Source organism: Mesorhizobium sp. SARCC-RB16n (assembly GCF_008520305.1).
Lineage (GTDB): Bacteria > Pseudomonadota > Alphaproteobacteria > Rhizobiales > Rhizobiaceae > Mesorhizobium.
This window is the reverse complement of record NZ_ML703258.1, coordinates 1-17,321: the sequence shown is the minus strand read 5'-3', so window position 1 is coordinate 17,321 and position 17,321 is coordinate 1. Positions and strand designations below refer to the sequence as shown.

Annotated in this window: 22 protein-coding genes; 16 read left to right on the top strand and 6 right to left on the bottom strand. The window is 63.9% G+C overall.

Going from position 1 to position 17,321, the window contains the following annotated elements; genetic code table 11:
• Nucleotides 1-173 precede the first annotated feature (173 nt).
• The gene (locus C7I87_RS35100) at nucleotides 174-317 is read left to right on the top strand and encodes a hypothetical protein (protein ID WP_188393739.1); all 144 of its coding nucleotides are present in this window, start codon (nucleotides 174-176) and stop codon (nucleotides 315-317) included.
• 12 nt (nucleotides 318-329) lie between these two features.
• Here the strand turns inward: C7I87_RS35100 and C7I87_RS05560 are convergent, their stop codons facing one another.
• Nucleotides 330-2,543 carry a cation:proton antiporter domain-containing protein gene (locus C7I87_RS05560; protein ID WP_149903460.1) on the bottom strand — a complete coding sequence of 738 codons (2,214 nt, stop codon included), beginning with the start codon at nucleotides 2,541-2,543 and terminating at the stop codon, nucleotides 330-332.
• 237 nt (nucleotides 2,544-2,780) lie between these two features.
• On the bottom strand, nucleotides 2,781-3,473 hold the full coding sequence (locus C7I87_RS05555; RefSeq protein WP_149903270.1) for a DUF2270 domain-containing protein: 693 nt from the start codon (nucleotides 3,471-3,473) through the stop codon (nucleotides 2,781-2,783).
• 445 nt (nucleotides 3,474-3,918) lie between these two features.
• On the opposite strand from C7I87_RS05555, the gene C7I87_RS05550 reads away from it, so the two are divergent.
• The 10 genes from C7I87_RS05550 (at nucleotide 3,919) to C7I87_RS05505 (ending at nucleotide 10,488) form a co-directional block, all read left to right on the top strand.
• A complete protein-coding gene (locus tag C7I87_RS05550) occupies nucleotides 3,919-4,440 on the top strand; it encodes an Hsp20/alpha crystallin family protein (RefSeq protein ID WP_149903459.1) in 522 nt (173 codons plus the stop codon).
• Between the two features lie 193 nt (nucleotides 4,441-4,633).
• Entirely contained in the window at nucleotides 4,634-5,353 is a 720-nt protein-coding gene (locus C7I87_RS05545; RefSeq protein WP_149903269.1) for a gamma-glutamylcyclotransferase, read from the top strand.
• A 96-nt stretch (nucleotides 5,354-5,449) separates the two neighbouring features.
• Nucleotides 5,450-5,773 carry an ArsR/SmtB family transcription factor gene (locus C7I87_RS05540; RefSeq protein ID WP_149903268.1) on the top strand — a complete coding sequence of 108 codons (324 nt, stop codon included), beginning with the start codon at nucleotides 5,450-5,452 and terminating at the stop codon, nucleotides 5,771-5,773.
• A complete protein-coding gene (locus tag C7I87_RS05535) occupies nucleotides 5,770-6,201 on the top strand; it encodes an SRPBCC family protein (RefSeq protein ID WP_149903267.1) in 432 nt (143 codons plus the stop codon). The genes C7I87_RS05540 and C7I87_RS05535 overlap by 4 nt, the downstream gene beginning before the upstream one ends.
• 75 nt (nucleotides 6,202-6,276) lie before the next feature.
• Nucleotides 6,277-6,669 carry a VOC family protein gene (locus C7I87_RS05530; RefSeq protein WP_149903266.1) on the top strand — a complete coding sequence of 131 codons (393 nt, stop codon included), beginning with the start codon at nucleotides 6,277-6,279 and terminating at the stop codon, nucleotides 6,667-6,669.
• Between the two features lie 42 nt (nucleotides 6,670-6,711).
• Complete coding sequence (locus C7I87_RS05525) at nucleotides 6,712-6,990, top strand: hypothetical protein (protein ID WP_246696192.1); 279 nt, start codon at nucleotides 6,712-6,714, stop codon at nucleotides 6,988-6,990.
• The gene (locus C7I87_RS05520; RefSeq protein WP_149903265.1) at nucleotides 6,947-7,390 is read left to right on the top strand and encodes a DUF1801 domain-containing protein; all 444 of its coding nucleotides are present in this window, start codon (nucleotides 6,947-6,949) and stop codon (nucleotides 7,388-7,390) included. Before C7I87_RS05525 ends, C7I87_RS05520 begins: the two co-directional genes overlap by 44 nt.
• Nucleotides 7,391-7,424: 34 nt before the next feature.
• Complete coding sequence (locus tag C7I87_RS05515) at nucleotides 7,425-7,823, top strand: DUF1801 domain-containing protein (protein ID WP_149903264.1); 399 nt, start codon at nucleotides 7,425-7,427, stop codon at nucleotides 7,821-7,823.
• Between the two features lie 338 nt (nucleotides 7,824-8,161).
• Entirely contained in the window at nucleotides 8,162-9,256 is a 1,095-nt protein-coding gene (locus C7I87_RS05510) for an acyltransferase family protein (RefSeq protein WP_149903263.1), read from the top strand.
• Between the two features lie 158 nt (nucleotides 9,257-9,414).
• Nucleotides 9,415-10,488, top strand: coding sequence for a GGDEF domain-containing protein (locus C7I87_RS05505; RefSeq protein ID WP_149903262.1), 1,074 nt, complete (start codon nucleotides 9,415-9,417; stop codon nucleotides 10,486-10,488).
• A 112-nt stretch (nucleotides 10,489-10,600) separates the two neighbouring features.
• On the opposite strand, the gene C7I87_RS05500 is transcribed toward C7I87_RS05505, so the two are convergent.
• On the bottom strand, nucleotides 10,601-10,834 hold the full coding sequence (locus tag C7I87_RS05500; protein ID WP_149903261.1) for a hypothetical protein: 234 nt from the start codon (nucleotides 10,832-10,834) through the stop codon (nucleotides 10,601-10,603).
• 326 nt (nucleotides 10,835-11,160) lie between these two features.
• Here C7I87_RS05500 and C7I87_RS05495 point away from each other — a divergent pair, with 326 nt between their 5' ends.
• Nucleotides 11,161-11,658 (top strand): GAF domain-containing protein, encoded by a 498-nt coding sequence (locus C7I87_RS05495; protein ID WP_149903260.1) that lies wholly within the window; start codon nucleotides 11,161-11,163, stop codon nucleotides 11,656-11,658.
• Between the two features lie 94 nt (nucleotides 11,659-11,752).
• On the opposite strand, the gene C7I87_RS05490 is transcribed toward C7I87_RS05495, so the two are convergent.
• The 3 genes from C7I87_RS05490 to C7I87_RS05480 form a co-directional block, all read right to left on the bottom strand.
• Nucleotides 11,753-12,814 (bottom strand): YeiH family protein, encoded by a 1,062-nt coding sequence (locus tag C7I87_RS05490; protein ID WP_149903259.1) that lies wholly within the window; start codon nucleotides 12,812-12,814, stop codon nucleotides 11,753-11,755.
• Between the two features lie 186 nt (nucleotides 12,815-13,000).
• On the bottom strand, nucleotides 13,001-13,378 hold the full coding sequence (locus tag C7I87_RS05485; protein WP_188393738.1) for an ester cyclase: 378 nt from the start codon (nucleotides 13,376-13,378) through the stop codon (nucleotides 13,001-13,003).
• Between the two features lie 66 nt (nucleotides 13,379-13,444).
• Nucleotides 13,445-14,338 (bottom strand): LysR family transcriptional regulator, encoded by an 894-nt coding sequence (locus tag C7I87_RS05480; RefSeq protein WP_149903257.1) that lies wholly within the window; start codon nucleotides 14,336-14,338, stop codon nucleotides 13,445-13,447.
• Nucleotides 14,339-14,466: 128 nt separating this feature from the next.
• Here C7I87_RS05480 and C7I87_RS05475 point away from each other — a divergent pair, with 128 nt between their 5' ends.
• From C7I87_RS05475 to C7I87_RS05460, 4 genes are all read left to right on the top strand, one after another.
• Entirely contained in the window at nucleotides 14,467-14,862 is a 396-nt protein-coding gene (locus tag C7I87_RS05475; protein ID WP_149903256.1) for a (R)-mandelonitrile lyase, read from the top strand.
• A gap of 57 nt (nucleotides 14,863-14,919) precedes the next feature.
• Nucleotides 14,920-15,258 (top strand): carboxymuconolactone decarboxylase family protein, encoded by a 339-nt coding sequence (locus C7I87_RS05470; protein ID WP_149903255.1) that lies wholly within the window; start codon nucleotides 14,920-14,922, stop codon nucleotides 15,256-15,258.
• A 2-nt stretch (nucleotides 15,259-15,260) separates the two neighbouring features.
• A complete protein-coding gene (locus tag C7I87_RS05465; protein WP_149903254.1) occupies nucleotides 15,261-16,250 on the top strand; it encodes an aldo/keto reductase in 990 nt (329 codons plus the stop codon).
• Between the two features lie 399 nt (nucleotides 16,251-16,649).
• On the top strand, nucleotides 16,650-17,117 hold the full coding sequence (locus tag C7I87_RS05460; protein WP_149903253.1) for a GNAT family N-acetyltransferase: 468 nt from the start codon (nucleotides 16,650-16,652) through the stop codon (nucleotides 17,115-17,117).
• The last annotated feature ends 204 nt before the right edge of the window (nucleotides 17,118-17,321 follow it).

Below are 17,321 nucleotides of genomic sequence, written 5' to 3'. Positions count from 1 at the left end.
GAAGACGACATGCATAAAAACAAAGACCTAAAGCGCGTCGCCTGAATCCGTTTCGATGCGACGCGCTTTAGGCTGTGGGTCGCATGGAATGGTCGGCTATTCGATCGAATTTATTTGCAATCCGTTAATTCGGCCATGCGTCAATAAGCATCTGCTAATTTTCGGGGTACGCAATGACCAAGAATCTCGGCAATGGACGCTATGTGCCGCCCAAGGACATAAGCGTCTCCTTTTTCGGCAAGGTCGCGCCGGCGCTGTTTCCGCTGGTCGCGGCGGCGCTGGGCTACATGATCGGGCGGCAGTTCTTCGGCCTGTAGCACTGTGGGGCATCAGGCGCTGGTCCCGGCTGTCGCCTCCTCGGCGCCGGCTTCGGCTCGCCTGACGCGGTCGCTGGCCAGAAGCACGACCGGGCAGGCGACGGCGGCCAGCACCGCGGTCGCCGTGTCGCCGAAGAACAGCTCTTCGCCCGGCCGCTGCGTGACGCCCATCACCACCATGGCGGCGCCCTTGGCCACCTCCCTGGCGATCGCCCTGTCGGGCGTGGCGCGCGTCCTGATAGCGGTCTCGACGGCGACGCCATAGCGATCGGCGAGATCGGCGACATCCTTGAGCACGGCCTCCTCGCGGCGGTGTGAAACCGAGCTCGGCGGGCTGCCCTTGCGGGCCTGCGAGACATAGAGGGCTTTCACGCGGGCCCGGTGCGGCCGCGCCAGGGCGAGCGCGAACTCGGCCGCGCGCCGCGCGACTTCGGTGCCGTTGACGGGAACCAGAATGGTCGCACTGGTGCGCAGCAACGGCATTTTGCCGCTGGATTTGGCACCGTTCAGCACCAGGCAGAGCGGGCCGTCGAAGCCGCTGGTGATATCGTTCAGCGTGCCGCTGAAGGTGCCCTTGTCGGTCAGCGCGTTGTCCAGCCCGACCAGCAGCAGGCCGTAGCCCTTGCGCGCTTCCGCGGCGATCGTCTCCGTGGTGGCCTCGATCTCGGTGCGGGCCGTCAGGTGGACCTTGTCGACGGGCGTATCCTCGGCCTTGCGGACAGCCCTGGCGCTTCTGGCCGCCCCTTTCTTGACCTGCTGCGAGGCCCGCTCGGAACCTTTGTCGCGGGCAGGGCCGGGCAGCTTCCCGCCTTCGAGGTGGAGCAGCGTGGTCGGCATGCCGCTGCCGCCGCCGACCAGACCGGCGAGATAGGCGGTGAACTTGCCGACCGGGCTGTCGTCGACGAGCAGCAGCAGGCGCTCGAGCTTGGAGACGAAGCCGCGCTCGTCGAGCAGTTCGCGGTCGACGCGCTGCTTTTCCGCATCGCCGACCGGCAGCCGGCCGAGCGCCCAGCGCAGCATTGGCGGCATGGCCAGCGTGGTGATGACGGCCATGGTGACGATCATCGTGAACAGATTGTGGGAGAGGATGTTCATCGACAGGCCGATCGAGGCGACGATGACCTCTGTCGAGCCGCGCGCGTTCATGGCGCTGCCGACGGCGATCGACTCCTTCAGCGACATGCCGGCCAGCCGGCCGCCGAGGAAGGCGCCCGAGAATTTGCCGATGCTGGCGATCAGCACCAGCGCCAGCGTCAGCAGCGCCAGCGTCGGGTCGGCAAGCACGGTGAGGTCGGCGGACAGGCCGGCCATGCCGAAGAACACCGGCATGAACAGCGCCGTGATGACGCCGCGCAACTGGCCTTCGATGTGGTCGGACAAGATCGGCGATTCCCCGACCAGTATGCCGGCGACGAAGGCGCCGAGCACGGTGTGCACGCCGATCAGGTTGGTGATCAGCGCCATCACGCCCATGATGATCAGGATGACCGATATGACGGCGTATTCGCTGCGGAAGGAATCGTTGCTCCAGCGGATCAGGGTGAACACCAGGCGGCGGCCGATGGTGAAGGAGACCAGCATGAACAGCGCCACTTCGGCGACCGTCAGCACCAATGGCAGCACCTGCAGGCTGCCATTGGTGGCGATGCCGAAGGTGACGGCGATGATCAGCCAGCCGAACGTGTCCTCGATGATGGCGGAGGAGACGATGATCTGGCCGAGATTGCGGCGCATGAAGTTCATTTCGCGCACCACCATGGCGACGATCTTGACCGAGGAGATCGACAGCGCCGTGCCGAGGAACAGTCCGGCGACGATGCGCTCGGTCGGCTCGGGCAGAAGGGAATCCGGCAGCACCTGCGCCAGCGCGAAGCCGCAGGCAAAGGGCAGGACGACGCCAGTGATCGAGATCGAGAAGCAGGCCGCACCTACCCGGCGAACGAGGCGCAGGTCCGTCTCCATGCCGGTGAGCAGGAGGAGGAGCAGGATGCCGAGCTGCGAGACGGCATCGATCATGCTTTTCTGCGCCGGATCGGTGGAAAAGATCAGGTGCTGCGCGTCGGGCCAGAGCCAACCGAACAGCGACGGTCCGAGCAGGATGCCGCCGATCAGCTGGCCCATGATCGCCGGCTGGCGGTAGCGCTGGAAGATTTCGCCCAGCCCGCGCCCGACCAGAAGCAGGAGCACGATTTCGGCGACGAACAGCCCCTCCGCCGAGCCGCCCATGCCCGAGGCGTGACCGGCCGGCTGCGCGGCCAGCGCGTGGCTTGCCGGAACCAGGGCGAGGACGGCGAGCAGAAGAGCGGCCACAGCGGCGCGTGACCTCGTTGCCGGTTGCCGGTTCATGGATTCCCTCAAGACGCCGCGACGGACTGACCATCACAACGCGCGGCTGGCGTTTGCGTTGCAGCCGTTTGTCATCAAGAAATCGAAGTCAATGTCAGACGTGGACGTCGCCAGATGTCAGACGTGGACGTCGCCAAAGGAAAGTTCGCCGTCATCGCCGGGTGTCAGGAAAGCGGCGGCCAGCAGCCCGGCATAGAGGAGCACGACCAGCGCGACGATGACCATGCCGGGAACGGGACCCAAGGCTGCGGCGTTGACGGCCTCGCGCAATGTACCGACGAAGCCGACCGGTGCGGCTTTGTCAAGCAGGCTCGGAGTCGACAGTTTGAGGATCCAGGCAAGTAGCAGGATCAGCATCAGGTGGATGTAGTTGCGGCGCAAACGGCGCACCAGCGCCACCCGCTGCGAAACCAGGAATTTAGGCGTGCGCAGGCTTTCGCCGATGACCAGCAGCCAGTCGGAGGCAAAATCCGGCTGCGGGGAAAAGATCTGTGCGAAATAGTGGCGCTCGAACTGGCGCACGCGAGCGCGGTAGACATCGAAGAAGCGATAGCGGCGAGCCTCGATCCACAGCAACAGCATCACCAGCAGCATGGCGAAAAGCAGCACGCCGTGGTGGGCGCTGGCCGTCGACAACGACACCGACAGCATCGCCGCGACAACGGTAATCGCCCAGTTGCTGGTTCGATCTATCCGGTCGCGCCAGCCGGCCATGCGTGCGATCTCGGCGCGATGGAAATGGGACATCACCGTCACCAGTTCGCCTGGCGAAAGCGTCCTGCCGACGGGCGTTGCCGGCGCATCGTTCATGGCTTCCTCCCAACTGGATGAAACGTTCCTGGAGCGATCTCGTTCCATGACGACCGCGGCGTGGAGCTTTGATTTTTAGTCCCACTCCATTTCGAACAGTGGCGTCGATCACATTGCATTACCATGTCTTGACCCCACCGCAATGAAGCCCAAATCGACCATGCCGGCGCAGATGGCCGGTCCAGGCGCGTGCACGCTTCATGGCGGCGCGTCGGGCGATGGTCTGGTGACCATCGGACACGGGAGGCGATGACGCCTCGCGAGACGCGTGACCGGCAAGGGCGGTCCCAAAGGTGGAGCGGATCGGACCAAAAGCAGAGCGAAAACAGCGAGCGCAAACGGGGTCGGCAGCGATGCCTGCGTCAGACGGCGCATTGTCCCCCCGGAGCATGGCAGCCAGAGTATGCAAGCGTACCAGAAACAGGATCAAGAAAGGAGAAATGCAATGACCATTCGTGATCTCATGCCGTGGAGCCGCGACACCAGCCAGTCCGCGACCCTCTTTCGCGAAGGCGACCGGGACCCCTTCATGGGTCTGCATCGTGAAATGAGCCGCCTGGTCGACGACATGTTCCGGGGCTTCGATTCGCGGCTTCCTTCCATGGGCAGGTTCTCTTTGGCCGGCACCGGTTGGCCCAGCGTGGAAATCTCCGAAACGGACAAGGAGTTCCGCGTGACAGCCGAGATACCTGGCATGGAGGAGAAGGACGTCGAAGTGCTGCTCGATGACGGCGTCCTGACGTTGCGCGGCGAAAAACACGCCGAAACCGAGGACAAGGACCGTCAGTTCTCCGAGCGGTTCTACGGCCGCTTCGAACGTCGTATCCCGATCGGCTTCGAAGTCGTGGAGGACAAGATCGCCGCCGATTTCCGCAACGGCGTCCTGTCCGTGAGCTTGCCGAAATCCGAGAAAGCGCAGAACAAGGCCAAGCGCATCCCCATCGGCGGCAAGGGCACCAAGCACTAGAACAGAGCTGCCGGGCGCGCGGGACGCGCACGCCCGCCTCTAAGTCAGATAGATAGAGCATAATGTCGTCCGAAAACCGCTTCACACTTTTCGGCATCATGCTCTAGCCGGCGGATTTGGCGCCGGTCGCAAGGAGGCCCTCTTGAGAATCTCCCAGCTTCGGCAAGATGGCGGCAAGGCTGGGAGCGCAAGGATGAGCAAGGCCATTTCCGCCGCACCGCCGCGCAAGGCGCCGATGGCGCTGACCGAGGCGCTGGTGACGCGCACGCTGCGCACGGTCGAGGATGCCGGGCCGACGCCGGGCATGGTCTATATGCGCGACGCCGATTATGCGCGTTTTCGTGACGAGATCCTGGCCTCGGCACCAGCCGGGCCGCTGAAACTGTTCGCCTATGGCTCGCTGCTGTGGAAGCCGGCAGGGGAGGTGAGGGGTGGCGAACGGGCGGTGGCGCGGGGCTGGCACCGGTCGTTCTGCTTCACCGTGCAGCGCTTTCGCGGCACGCTCGATCAGCCCGGGCTGATGATGGCGCTCGACCGTGGCGGCCAATGCCAGGGCATGGTGTTCGAAATCGCCGAACCGGTTGCCGCCAATCTGGAAGCGCTGCTGCGCCGCGAAATGACCATCCTGCCCGCCGTCAACGTGCCGCGCTGGCTGCGGGTGAGCACCGAAGGCGGGATGAGCCAGGCGCTCGGCTTCGTCGTCGATCCCGCCAATCCGCGCTATGCCGGCAAGCTCGACAAGCCTGCGGTCGCGGCTACGCTGGCCAGAGCCGTCGGCCATTGGGGCTCGGGCGCTGAATATCTGTTCGAGACAATCCGCCATCTCGACGCCTGCGGCATCCGCGACCGCAATCTGTGGCAGTTGCAGGAACTGGTGGCGCAGGAGATCGGGCGTAGCCACGCCACCATCTAGCCGTCACCGGATTCAGGACACTCCAATCTTCCGCTTGACAAACATATATCCCTGCGGTTATACGTCAACCAATAGCCAACGGGTTATCGATCTCGGATGCCGGATGCTCATGACATGCTCTTCAGGACGCTCGCCGACCCGACCAGGCGGGCGATCTTCGAGCGGCTGTGCCGGCAGGGAGAGCAGACGGTCGGGGCACTGACGAGCCAGTCCGGCGTCTCGCAACCGGCGGTGTCGAAGCACCTGGGCGTGCTCAAGCACGCCGGGCTGGTGCGTGATCGCCATGAAGGCCGCCAGACGCATTACAGCGCGCAGCTCGGCGCGCTGGCGCCGCTGATGGAGTGGACGCGGGAGATGGCGGGGTTCTGGGTGAGCCGGTTCGACGACCTCGAGGATTTACTCAAGAGGATGGACCAGTGAACGATAGTGCCAAGGAGACCCGCACTGTCGTGGTCGAGCGGGAAATCTCCCATCCGCCTGAAAAACTCTGGCGCGCGCTGACGCAACCGCATCTGATCGAGGAGTGGCTGATGAAGAATGATTTCAATCCCGTCGTCGGCCATCGCTTCAACCTCAGCGGCGACTGGGGCGGCGTGCTGGACTGCGAGGTGCTCGCCGTCGAGCCGCACAGGACGCTGTCCTACAGCTGGAACCTCGCGCACCAGGATCCGGCCTTCGATCTCAGGAGCGTGGTGACTTTCACGCTCACTCCGACGCCGACGGGAACCCATCTGCGCATGGAGCAGGCCGGTTTCCGGCCCGACCAGAGACGGGCCTATGGCGGCGCCAAGGTGGGGTGGCCGCAATTCCTGGAGAAGCTGGAAGAGCTTCTGGCGCGGACGGACTGAGGCCTCTCGGCCAGGCAAGCCACACAGCAATTTTACAGGGCGGTTCTCCGCCAGAAAACCCATGGAGAAACAGCGATGAAACTCAAACTGACCAGCATCTATGTCGACGATCAGGAAAAGGCGCTCGCCTTCTACACCGGCGTACTGGGCTTCACCAAGAAAGCCGATTTCAGCAACGGTCCGTTCCGCTGGCTGACGGTCGTCTCGGCCGAAGAACCCGACGGAACCGAATTGCAGCTGGCGCTGAACGACAACCCGGCGGCCAAGGCCTACCAGCAGGCGATCTTCAAGCAGGGCCAGCCGGCGCTGATGCTCTTCACCGACGACATCAAGGGCGACCATGAGCGCATCAAGGCGAATGGCGGTGCCTTCGCCATGGCGCCGACCGAGGTGACCGGCTCGACCATCGCGCAGGTGAATGATGGCTGCGGCAATCTCGTCCAGATCACGGAGCTGGCGCGCTGGTAGCGGCGCCTGGTCTGTTTCACGCACATTTCACGGGAGGTAGCATTGGACTGGAGCAAATGGATCAGGCAGGCGCATCGCTGGCTGTCGATCATTTTCACGATCACCGTCGCGGCGAACTTCGTCACCATGGCGTTCGAGCAGCCGCCCGCCTGGGTGGTCTATTCGCCACTCCTGCCGCTCTTTCTTTTGCTGTTCAGCGGCCTCTATATGTTCGTGCTGCCCTATGTTTCCAAGGGACGCAGCGTGCAGCGGGGCCAACGGATAGGAAGGGAGCCGCATGGCCAAGAGCGAGCCGAAATCGAGCAAGCCCACCAAGGCTGAACCGAAGCTGCTTTCCGGCGGCAACCCGCGGATCGCCAAGGGCTATGGCGATGCGCCGGTGCAGGCCTATATCGCGGCCATGCCGGGCTGGAAGCGCGAGGTCGGCCAACGCCTCGACGCGCTGATCGAGCGCGCCGTGCCCGGCGTGCGGAAGGCGGTGAAATGGAACTCGCCGCTCTATGGCCTCGAAGGCGAGGGCTGGTTTCTCGGCATCCATTGCTTCACCAAGTACATCAAGGTCGCTTTCTTCCGCGGCCAGTCGCTGGACCCGGTGCCGCCCGGCGAATCCAAGAGCGCGTATACGCGCTATCTCGACATCCGCGAGGACGGTCAACTCGACGAGGCGCAGTTCAGCGCCTGGGTGAAGCAGGCCAGCCATTTGCCTGGCGAGCGCATGTGAGTGCGCTATTTCTAGAGATCGAAGGAGAAACGGCATGACGACCACCGGACTGCAGGACAGCAAATCTCCCTCCGAGCTGATCGACGGCAGGATCAAGGAATTGGGCGACTGGCGCGGCGAGATGCTGGGGCGGTTGCGCGCGCTGATCCATCAAGCCGATCCCGATGTGGTCGAGACGTGGAAATGGCGCGGCGTGCCGGTGTGGGAAGATGCCGGCATGATCTGCACGGGCGAGACCTACAAGGCCGTCGTCAAGCTGACCTTCGCCAAGGGTGCGGCGCTGCCCGATCCCGCACGCCTGTTCAACTCCAGCCTCGAAGGCAATACGCGCCGCGCCATCGACTTCCAGAAAGGCGAAGAGATCAACGAGGAGGCCTTCAAGGCACTGGTGCGCGCCGCCGTGGCGTTGAACAAGTCGAAGGCCAGACGTTAAATCCGCTGCGTCACAGTCCCTGTTGTTTGGCGGTCGCCGTCGGCGCTGCCCCTCACTGTCCTGCCGGACATCTCTCCCCGTAAACGGGGCGAGAGGGCTGGCCGCAACGCCGGCGCCTTTCTTGCAACGCTGACAATTGTCGAAAGCAGCCGCGACAGCGTCCCTCGCCCCGTTTACGGGGAGAGGATGCCGGCAGGCAGGTGAGGGGCAGCGCCGACGATGGAAATTGCAATCATCATTTCCGTCGCAGCGCGTTTACGATCTGGGAAGCTTGATGGTGCTAGATAGCACCGGATGATGGCTGGCCAGCCGGGCCGGCCCGGTTTGGATTCGCCGCCATGAACAGCAGCCCGATGCGCATGCCGTGGGTGGACACGGCCAAAGGCCTCTCGATCATCCTCGTGGTCATGATGTATTCGGCCTACAACACCGGCGAGTACACGGGCGGCGTCGGCTTCCTCCACTATGTCATCGGCTTCGCGACACCGTTTCGGATGCCCGAATTCTTCCTCATCTCGGGTCTGTTCCTGTCGCAGGTAATCGACCGGCCGTGGCGGCGCTATGTCGACCGGCGCGTCGTCCATTACCTCTATTTCTACGTGCTGTGGGCTATCATCTCGATCGGGCTGAAGATCGGCATCTTCAGCAGGGATCCCGGCGGCATGCTGCACGACCTGGCGATGGCCGTCGTCCAGCCCTATGGCGTCTTGTGGTTTATCTACATGCTGGCGGTGTTCGGCCTTGCCGCGAAGCTGCTGCGGCAGTTTGCGGTGCCCGCCTGGATCGTCATCCCGATCGCCGCCTGCCTGCAAATGTGGGCGCCGCATCCCGACAGCTATGCGGTCGAACAATTCGCGGCCTATTTCGTCTTCTTCTACGTCGGCTTCGTAATGGCCCCGCTGGTGTTCCGGCTCGTCGAATGGACGCAGGCCCGCCCGGCGCTGGCCGTCGCCGGTCTGCTGCTGTGGGCTGCTATCAACGGCCTGCTCGTCTATTCGCCGGGTTATGCGATGCAGCCGGTCGGCATGCAGATGGGTCTGGCGGCATGGCCGCCGCTGCATCTGGTGCTGGCCGTCGCTGGAGCGGTGGCGCTTTGCGTGCTTGGCGGCTTCCTGTCGAAATTTCCCGCCATGGAATGGCTGCGCTGGCTGGGCGAGCATTCGCTGGTCGTCTATGTCGCCTTCACCATCCCGATGTCGCTGTTTCGCGGCGCTGCGTTGGCAAGCGGCCTGTTGACCGACACGGGCATGCTCAGCCTGGCGGTGCTGCTGGTCTCGATCATAAGCCCCGTCGTGCTCTATTTCATCGTCCAGCGCATCGGTTTCGGCATGTTCCTGTTCGAGCGGCCGGCCTGGGCACATGTCGACGGCAGCGCCGCCCAGACGGCGCCGAAAACGCCGCTGACCGCAGCCACCGAGTCAAGCCGGACGTAACAGCGCCTGGCACTTCTCCCCGGATAAGGGCCGGAGAAGTGGCAGGCCGCGGCGCTGACTTCGACAATCATTTTCGGCAAAACCAGACCGGCTGTCAGCGAAGTGTTAATCGCTTGCACGCCATGCTGATCATCAGCCAAGACCCGCAGAGCTCCCGCATGGCCGATACATCCTACACCCCTCAAGGCACGGTACGGCCCAACGCTTCGGCACGCGGCAGGGGAGATGAGCAAGGCAGCGCCGACGGCCGCCACCGCGAGGCCGCGACCATCGCCGGGCTCGAGGCGGAACTCGCCGCTCAAGCCGCGCCGATCGCCAGGCAGGATGTTTCGCTGGCCCACAGCCGCAAGATCTTCGACCGCGCGTCGGCCGCCGCGCGCATCGGCGTGTGGGAGTGCAGCCTGCCCGACGAGCGGCTTAGCTGGACCGATGTGGTCTACGACCTGTTCGACCTGCCGCGCGGCTCGGTGGTAGACCGCGGCGAGATCATCAAGTGCTATCCGGCTGAATCGCGCAAGGCGCTGGACAGCCTGCGCGGCCGTGCAATCGCCGAGCGCAGCGGCTTCACCCTCGATGCCGAGATCACCAGCCTGGCCGGCCATCGCCGCTGGATCCGCATCACCGCCACCGTCGAGTGCGAGGCGGACGTGCCCGTGCGCATCTTCGGCATGAAGCAGGACATTACCGAGGAAAAAATCCTCTCGGACCGGATGCGCTACCTAGCCGAATTCGACGCCATGACCGGGCTTGCCAACCGCGCCAACTTCCAGGCGCGGCTCGGGCATGTGGAGGATGGCCGCCCGCTCGGCGCGCTGCTTTTGATCGACCTCGATGGCTTCAAGGCCGTCAACGACACGTTCGGCCATGTCATTGGCGACGAGTGCCTGAAGGCGGCGGCCGAACGCCTTGCCGGCGGTTGCGGCGAAGCGGAACTGGTGGCGCGCGTCGGCGGCGACGAATTCGCGGTGCTGCTTGGCTCGCATCTCGATCGAGCCGCCATCTCCGGCATGGCGCGCCACCTCATCGAGGCGATGGCCAGGCCGCTTCCCGTCCGTGGCCAGTCGCTCAGGCTCGGCGCCTCGATCGGCATCGCCTTCGCCGGGGCGGACCGGCCCTGCGACCTGTTCGCACAGGCCGACACCGCGCTCTATGCCGCCAAGGCAGCAGGCCGCAACACGTTCCGCATCTTCAAGGCCGACGGGCAGGTGAAAGGGCAAAGCGCCGCAGCGTGAGGCTCGGCGCTCTTGGCCCTGATCCGCAGGATCGGTGCGTCATAGAAGCCGTTGTGGAATTTGACCTGACGCAATCGCGAGCGGAAAACCGCCGCAAACTTTTCCTGGTTTTCTAGGCCTTCTTCGCAACCCGTTTTTTCTTCGGTGCCGGGTTCTGGGCCTCCGCCGCACGGTCGGCTTCTTCCTTGGCCAGCCGCAATTCTCTCAGCCGTCTTGTCTTGATCTCCCTGGCCCGCGCCTCGGAGATGTATTCAGCGGTTGCCTTGTTGTGGTCCGCCGTCTTCTTCTGCTTGTCGGCAAAGCGGGCTTGGGCTTTTTCCATCAGAGTCTGATTGCCATCGGCCATCGAACAAATCTCCTTCATGCTGAAATCGTGAAAACGAACTTGTTCGATAAATAGGCGCTCGGCAGGAAAAATTCAATCTTTCGAATTGTTTGACCCCTTGCGGCCGTCGGGAAGCCGGGCGCTGAAATAATACTTTTGAATATTTTCCTCCGGGCGAGATTATCCTTGCTGCCGGGAAAGGGAGATCGTGCCAAGGTGCCAACAGACGGCGTTTCGAACCGAAATCCGTTTCGCACCTCCCTGAAATTGCCTAGGATGGTCCGGTGGTCGTTTGGTGCAGGGCGTTTGCGGAAAACGGAACCGCGATCCTCAATACGGAGACAAGCATGTTTGCCGCCAAGGCCATCGATACCTCGGACAAGGCCGCGTTCTACCGCGATCTCGCCGCGCAACTGAAGGCATTGCTGGAGGGCGAGGGCGATTCCATCGCCAACGCCGCCAACACCTCGGCGCTGATCTTCCAGATGGTGCCCGACCTCAACTGGGCCGGCTTCTACTTCCTGGCATCGGACGAGGAACTGGTGCTCGGGCCCTTCCAGGGCAAGCCGGCCTGCGTGCGCATCGCTGTCGGCAAGGGCGTATTCGGAACGGCGGTCGAGCTCGGCACCTCGATGCTGATCAAGGACGTGCATGATTTCCCCGGCCATATCGCCTGCGACGCCGCCTCGCGCTCCGAGCTGGTGGTGCTGCTGGAAGACGAAGAGGGCGTCTTCGGCGTGCTCGATCTCGACAGCCCGACGCCCGGCCGTTTCGACAGTGCCGACCAGGCCGGCATCGAGGCGCTGGCGGCGATCTATGTCGCGGCGAGTTCGTTTGTGGATTGAAGCCGGCTCACAAACAGATTCAGGAAAGGCCTTCTAAGCCCTTGTTTTGACGCATTTCATCTGCCCGGGCGCCTTCGCGCGCAGGGATAGGTGACTAGGCGAGCTTCACCAGCATCAGGCTGAAGCCGCCGATGAACAGGAAGGCGCAGAAGGCGAGCGCCAGCGGGCGCAGGCCGCGCGAGCGCAGCTGCGAGATGTCGGCCTGCAGGCCCATGGCGGCCAGTCCCATGGTGAGCATGAGGGTGGTGGCGAGCGCCATTGCCTGCTTCACTTCGGCCGGTATCGCGACCAGGCTGTTCAGCGCCACGACGGCGACGAAGGCGGCGACGAACCACGGCATGGGCGGGCGTGCCGCCGACGGGTCGCCGCTCCTGCGGCGCGCCATCAGGCCGAGCGCAATGACCATCGGCGCCAGCATGGCGACGCGCGTCAGCTTGGCCACCGTGGCGATCTCGCCGGACTGGGTGCCGTTCTGGAAGCCGGCGCCGATGACCTGCGCCACCTCATGGATCGAAGCGCCCGCCCACAGGCCGAAAGCGTGCTGGTCGAGGCCGAGCAGCGGCGCCAGCAGCGGGAAGCCGAGCATGGCTACGGTGCCGAACAAGGTGATCGAGGCGACGGCATAGGTGACGTCCTCGTCGCGCGCGTCGGTGACGATGTTGGTGGCCACGATCGCCGAGGCGCCGCAGATCGAGGTGCCGGCGGCGATCAGTTGCGCCAGCTTGGCGTCGACGCCGATCAGCCGGCCGAGCGTGATGGTGAAGACGAAGGTGGCGCCAAGGGTCAGCGCCACGATGCCGACGCCGCTGGCGCCGATGGAGACGACCTGGCCGAGCGTCAGCTGGAAGCCGAGCAGTACGATGGCGAAGCGCAGCAGGCGCTTTTGCGAGAAGGCGATGCCGGCCTTGGCGTGTGCGGGCGTGCCGAGCACGTTGGAATAGATCATGCCGGCGACGACGGCCAGGATCATCGGGCTGAACAAAGCGAAGCCGGAGACATTGTGGGCCGAGAAGGCGACGGCTGTGATCATCGCCACCAGCACGATGCCGGGAATGATCCCGTTCCATAGGGAATCGAGACGCTTGCGACCTGCGGCCAGATCGGCGGAAATCGTGCTTTTCGGAATATCGTTCGCGATGCGGGTCAAGGAAGACAATGCAATTCTCCGGGCGTGTATGCCGGAGAAATGCCATTTCATAATCAATCTTTCCAACGAATTGTTTTGTTTATAATGATCGATTTTTCCGAACGATTGCTAGTCCGGCGAGGTCGGGCGCCGAACTGGGAGGGGGTGCTACCGGACGCAAGGGCGACAGCCTGCCTTGGGCTTGCGGCGACTGCGTCAGAGCTGCGCTTCGATGGCCGCCTTGTCGATCACGGACCAGACGTTCCTGATCCGGTCGTTCAGGAATTCATAGAAGACGTTCTCGCTGAAGGAGACTTTCTTGCCGTTGATGGGCAGGCCGAAGAAATTTCCCTTCGGCGTGCAGTTGAACTGGAGGCGGCTGGCTATGAATGGCGGGTCGGAGATCAGAAGCTGGACATCGAAATAGAGGTCCGGGATTTCGCGAAAATCCCGCTCCAGCATGTCGCGGTATCCCGACAGCCCGACCCGGTCGCCATTGTAATGCACCTCGTCATGGACGAAGCGATGCAGCCGTTCCCAATCCTGGTTGTTGAGACAGTCGATATAGCCTCGATAGAGGTCGGTCTCGGTCACGGCGATGGCTCCAGTGCTAGAACGGCCGACCGGGAAGATAGAACGGCCATGGATATAATCCAGCGCTTACCCGCGATATCGCAAGGCCTCGACCAGCAGCGAGAAGGCCGGCGTCGCCTGCCGGCGGCTGGGATAATAGAGGTGGTAACCAGGGAAGGGCGGGCACCAGTCGGCCAGCACCCGCACCAGTTGGCCGTCGGCCAACCGCGCCGTCACCTGGTCCTCGGGCAGGTAGGCAAGGCCGAGGCCAGCCAGCACCGCATTCATGCGCAGCGCTGCCATGTTGAAGATCAACTGGCCCTCAACGCGCACCTTCAGCTCGCGTCCGGCCTTCTCGAATTCCCAGGCATAGAGCCCGCCATAGGTCGGGAGGCGTAGATTGATGCAGTTGTGGTCGGTCAGGTCCTGCGGCGTGCGCGGCTTTGGCTTCCTGGCGAAATAGGCCGGCGATGCGACCACCGCCATGCGCATGTCGGGCCCGATGCGCACGGCGATCATGTCGCGCGCCACCTGTTCGCCAAGCCGCACCCCGGCGTCGTAGCGCTCGGCGACGATGTCGGTCAGGCCATAGTCGACAATGATCTCCATCCTGATATCGGGATAGTCCGGCAGCAGCCTGGCGATCGCCGGCCACAGGATCGTGTTGGCTGAATGCTCGCCGGCGGTGATGCGGATGGTGCCGGCGGGTTTTTCGCGCAATTCGCCCAGCGCCGTCAGCTCGGTCTCGATCTCGTCGAGCCTCGGTCCCACCGTCCGCAGCAGGCGCTCGCCCGCCTCGGTCGGCGACACGCTGCGGGTGGTGCGGGTGAGTAACCGAAGGCCCAGCCGTTCCTCCAGCGCGCGGATGGTGTGGCTCAGCGCCGACTGCGAAACCCCTAGCCGAGCCGCCGCTTTGGTGAAGCTCTGTTCGCGCGCGACGGCAAGGAAGGCGGTCAGCTCGTTGAGGTTGTCACGGCGCATTCATGAGCCTCTCTCATAAGTACATGCCTGATATAGCAGCTAATCGCGACCGATCGCAGGCCCTAAATAGGCCTCATCAAAATCGGCGGCCGGTCGCGGATCCTGCCCGGCAAGGAAGGGAAAAGCCCATGGATATCAAGCGAAGCGGCTCGCAACCCTCGGCGAAGGGGTCGGCCGACTATTTCACCGGATCGGTGCGCGTCGATGCGCCCTTCAAGGGCAGCGATGCCGCCCGCGTCAGCGGCGCCACGGTGACCTTCGAGCCCGGCGCGCGTACCGCCTGGCACACGCACCCGCTCGGCCAGACGCTGATCGTCCTTTCGGGCGCCGGGCTGGTGCAGCGCGAAGGCGCGCCGATCGAACAGATCCGCCCCGGCGACATCGTCTGGTTCGAGCCCGGCGAGAAGCACTGGCATGGCGCGGCGCCGGCCACGGCGATGAGCCACATCGCCATTGCCGAAGCGCTCGACGGCAAGGTCGTCGACTGGATGGAGAAGGTCACCGAAGCGCAATACGGCATTTGACCCTGGGGTGCCCGGTACCATTTCGGGATCAATGTCTCTCAACGAAGGAAAACTGTCATGACCGACACATCGACCCCCAAAAGTCCGTTCTCCGATATAGCGCCAGCGCTCGGCAAATACACCGACGAGGTGCTGTTCGGTGACGTATGGAAGCGGCCCGGCCTCTCGCCACGCGACCGCAGCCTCGTCACCGTCGCCAGCCTGATTTCAGGATATCGGGTCAATGAGATGCCCTTCCACATCAAGCGTGCGCTCGAGAACGGCGTCACCCCAGATGAACTCATCGAAACCATCACGCATCTGGCTTTCTACGTCGGGTGGCCGGCGGCAAGCACGGCCGTGGGCATTGCCCGCAAGGTCTTCGAACAGGCCGGTGCCGAGAAGAAGGGACAATGACAATGCAAAAGCGCACACTTGGAAACAGCGGCCTCGAAGTTTCGGCCATCGGCCTGGGCTGCATGGGCATGAGCCATTCCTATGGGCAGCCGATGGAGACGCCGGACGCAGTCCGTCTGATCCGGTCGGCGTTCGAGCGCGGCGTCACTTTCTTCGACACCGCGGAGGTCTACGGGCCGTACACGAACGAGGAAGTCGTCGGCGAGGCGCTGCAGCCAATCCGGGAGCAGGTGGTGATCGCCACCAAATTCGGCATCGACATCGCCGGCACGGCGGGACATGACGGCATGGACAGCCGGCCAAAGCATATTCGCGACGTCGTCGAGGCCTCTCTCAAGCGGCTGAGGACCGATTACATCGATCTTCTCTACCAGCACCGCGTCGATCCGGTCGTGCCGATCGAAGAGGTGGCCGGCACGGTGAAGGACCTAATCAGCCAGGGCAAGGTGAAGCATTTCGGCCTCTCCGAAGCGGGCGTGCGCACCATCCGGCGCGCTCATGCCGTGCAGCCGGTCACCGCGCTTCAAAGCGAATACTCGCTCTGGTGGCGTGAGCCCGAGAATGCGATCCTGCCGGTCCTCGAAGAACTGGGGATCGGCTTCGTGCCCTTCAGCCCGCTGGGCAAGGGTTTCCTGACCGGCACCATCGACGCCAAGACGAGGTTCGACAGCAGCGACTTCCGCAACACCGTCCCGCGTTTCGCGGAAGAGGCTCGGAAGGCAAACCAGGCGCTGGTCGACGCGATCGTTGCGATCGCGGCGCAGAAGAAGGTGACATCGGCACAGGTCGCGCTTGCCTGGCTGCTGGCGCAAAAACCCTGGATCGTTCCGATCCCGGGGACGACGAAGCTCCATCGCCTCGAGGAAAACATCGGATCCGCCAGCGTTACGCTGACGGCGGACGATCTTGCCGACATCGAGAACGCGGTCTCGGCGATTGCCGTCCAGGGAGAGCGATACTCCCCGCAACAGGCGGCGAGGATCGATCGCTGAGACACAACCGGGTCAGGCCCTCGGCGATCTCGCCGTCCGGCCCGACGGCGCAGGAGCACTGAAACAGGGCAATCGTTTCGGATTTCGAGTTTGCCATTTTTTCGAGCGCTGGCGCTGCCCCTCACCTGCCTGCCCGGCAGGGCGATGAGGGGCGGCGCCAACTTCGGTGTTGGTGGTCTCCGCCACAAGTTGGCCCGGCCTTGACAGCTCCACACGTCCTGCTCCAGCTTGCCGCCATGTCCATTCCCGCGCCCGCCGACACAAAGCGACGCCGCCTCCGCACCGTGCGGAAGGGCACGCTGATTGCGCGACGAGGAAGATCGGCTTTATAGATCCGCTTCGTTTCCACAGCCCGCCCGCGAAAAACGCCGGCGGGTTTTTTGATGCCTGGAGCCTTTGATGATTGCCAGTTCTTCCATCCAGTTTCGCCCAGCCGAGCCTGCCGACGCCGCAGCGATCCGCGACATCGTGCGTGCCGCCTATGCCAGATGGGTGCCGGTGATCGGCCGCGAGCCGCTGCCGATGCGCGCCGATTACGACAAGGCCGTTGCCGAGCATCCGTTCGAGCTCGCCGTCGAGGACGGCCGCATTGTCGGCATGATCGAGACCATGCTGGCCGAAGATCACCTCTGGATCGAGAATGTCTGCGTCGCACCGGAGGCGCAGGGCAGGGGCGTCGGCCGGCTGTTGCTGGAGCGGGCCGAGCGGCAGGCGGTTGAAGCAGGACGTCCGGAGTTCCGCCTGTTGACCAACGGCGCCTTCGAAGCCAATGTGTCGCTCTATCGCAAGCTTGGCTATATCATCGACCGGGAGGAGCCGTTCATGAACGGAACGACGGTCTATATGAGCAAGCGGCTCGCGGGCTGACGCGGGCGGCCGTTGTTGCTTCGTTAGGGCGCAAACGGCTCCAAAGTAGCGCTCTACGGCGCCCCCCTCTGTCCTGCCGGACATCTCCCCCACAAGGAGGGAGATTGGCAGCTTTGGCGCCGGCTCTCCTCCTGCAACGTTGAGATTGGCGAAGGCCGGGGTTATGGCCAATCTCCCCCCAAGTGGGCCTGTTGCACAATTCTG

Bases quoted from the DNA above. Each gene is read 5' to 3' on its own strand.
- C7I87_RS35100 (WP_188393739.1), top strand. From the start codon at position 174: ATGACCAAGAATCTCGGCAATGGACGCTATGTGCCGCCCAAGGACATA.
- C7I87_RS05560 (WP_149903460.1), bottom strand. From the start codon at position 2,543: ATGGGCGGCTCGGCGGAGGGGCTGTTCGTCGCCGAAATCGTGCTCCTG.
- C7I87_RS05555 (WP_149903270.1), bottom strand. From the start codon at position 3,473: ATGAACGATGCGCCGGCAACGCCCGTCGGCAGGACGCTTTCGCCAGGC.
- C7I87_RS05550 (WP_149903459.1), top strand. From the start codon at position 3,919: ATGACCATTCGTGATCTCATGCCGTGGAGCCGCGACACCAGCCAGTCC.
- C7I87_RS05545 (WP_149903269.1), top strand. From the start codon at position 4,634: ATGAGCAAGGCCATTTCCGCCGCACCGCCGCGCAAGGCGCCGATGGCG.
- C7I87_RS05540 (WP_149903268.1), top strand. From the start codon at position 5,450: ATGCCGGATGCTCATGACATGCTCTTCAGGACGCTCGCCGACCCGACC.
- C7I87_RS05530 (WP_149903266.1), top strand. From the start codon at position 6,277: ATGAAACTCAAACTGACCAGCATCTATGTCGACGATCAGGAAAAGGCG.
- C7I87_RS05520 (WP_149903265.1), top strand. From the start codon at position 6,947: ATGGCCAAGAGCGAGCCGAAATCGAGCAAGCCCACCAAGGCTGAACCG.
- C7I87_RS05515 (WP_149903264.1), top strand. From the start codon at position 7,425: ATGACGACCACCGGACTGCAGGACAGCAAATCTCCCTCCGAGCTGATC.
- C7I87_RS05510 (WP_149903263.1), top strand. From the start codon at position 8,162: ATGAACAGCAGCCCGATGCGCATGCCGTGGGTGGACACGGCCAAAGGC.
- C7I87_RS05505 (WP_149903262.1), top strand. From the start codon at position 9,415: ATGGCCGATACATCCTACACCCCTCAAGGCACGGTACGGCCCAACGCT.
- C7I87_RS05500 (WP_149903261.1), bottom strand. From the start codon at position 10,834: ATGGCCGATGGCAATCAGACTCTGATGGAAAAAGCCCAAGCCCGCTTT.
- C7I87_RS05495 (WP_149903260.1), top strand. From the start codon at position 11,161: ATGTTTGCCGCCAAGGCCATCGATACCTCGGACAAGGCCGCGTTCTAC.
- C7I87_RS05480 (WP_149903257.1), bottom strand. From the start codon at position 14,338: ATGCGCCGTGACAACCTCAACGAGCTGACCGCCTTCCTTGCCGTCGCG.
- C7I87_RS05475 (WP_149903256.1), top strand. From the start codon at position 14,467: ATGGATATCAAGCGAAGCGGCTCGCAACCCTCGGCGAAGGGGTCGGCC.
- C7I87_RS05470 (WP_149903255.1), top strand. From the start codon at position 14,920: ATGACCGACACATCGACCCCCAAAAGTCCGTTCTCCGATATAGCGCCA.
- C7I87_RS05465 (WP_149903254.1), top strand. From the start codon at position 15,261: ATGCAAAAGCGCACACTTGGAAACAGCGGCCTCGAAGTTTCGGCCATC.
- C7I87_RS05460 (WP_149903253.1), top strand. From the start codon at position 16,650: ATGATTGCCAGTTCTTCCATCCAGTTTCGCCCAGCCGAGCCTGCCGAC.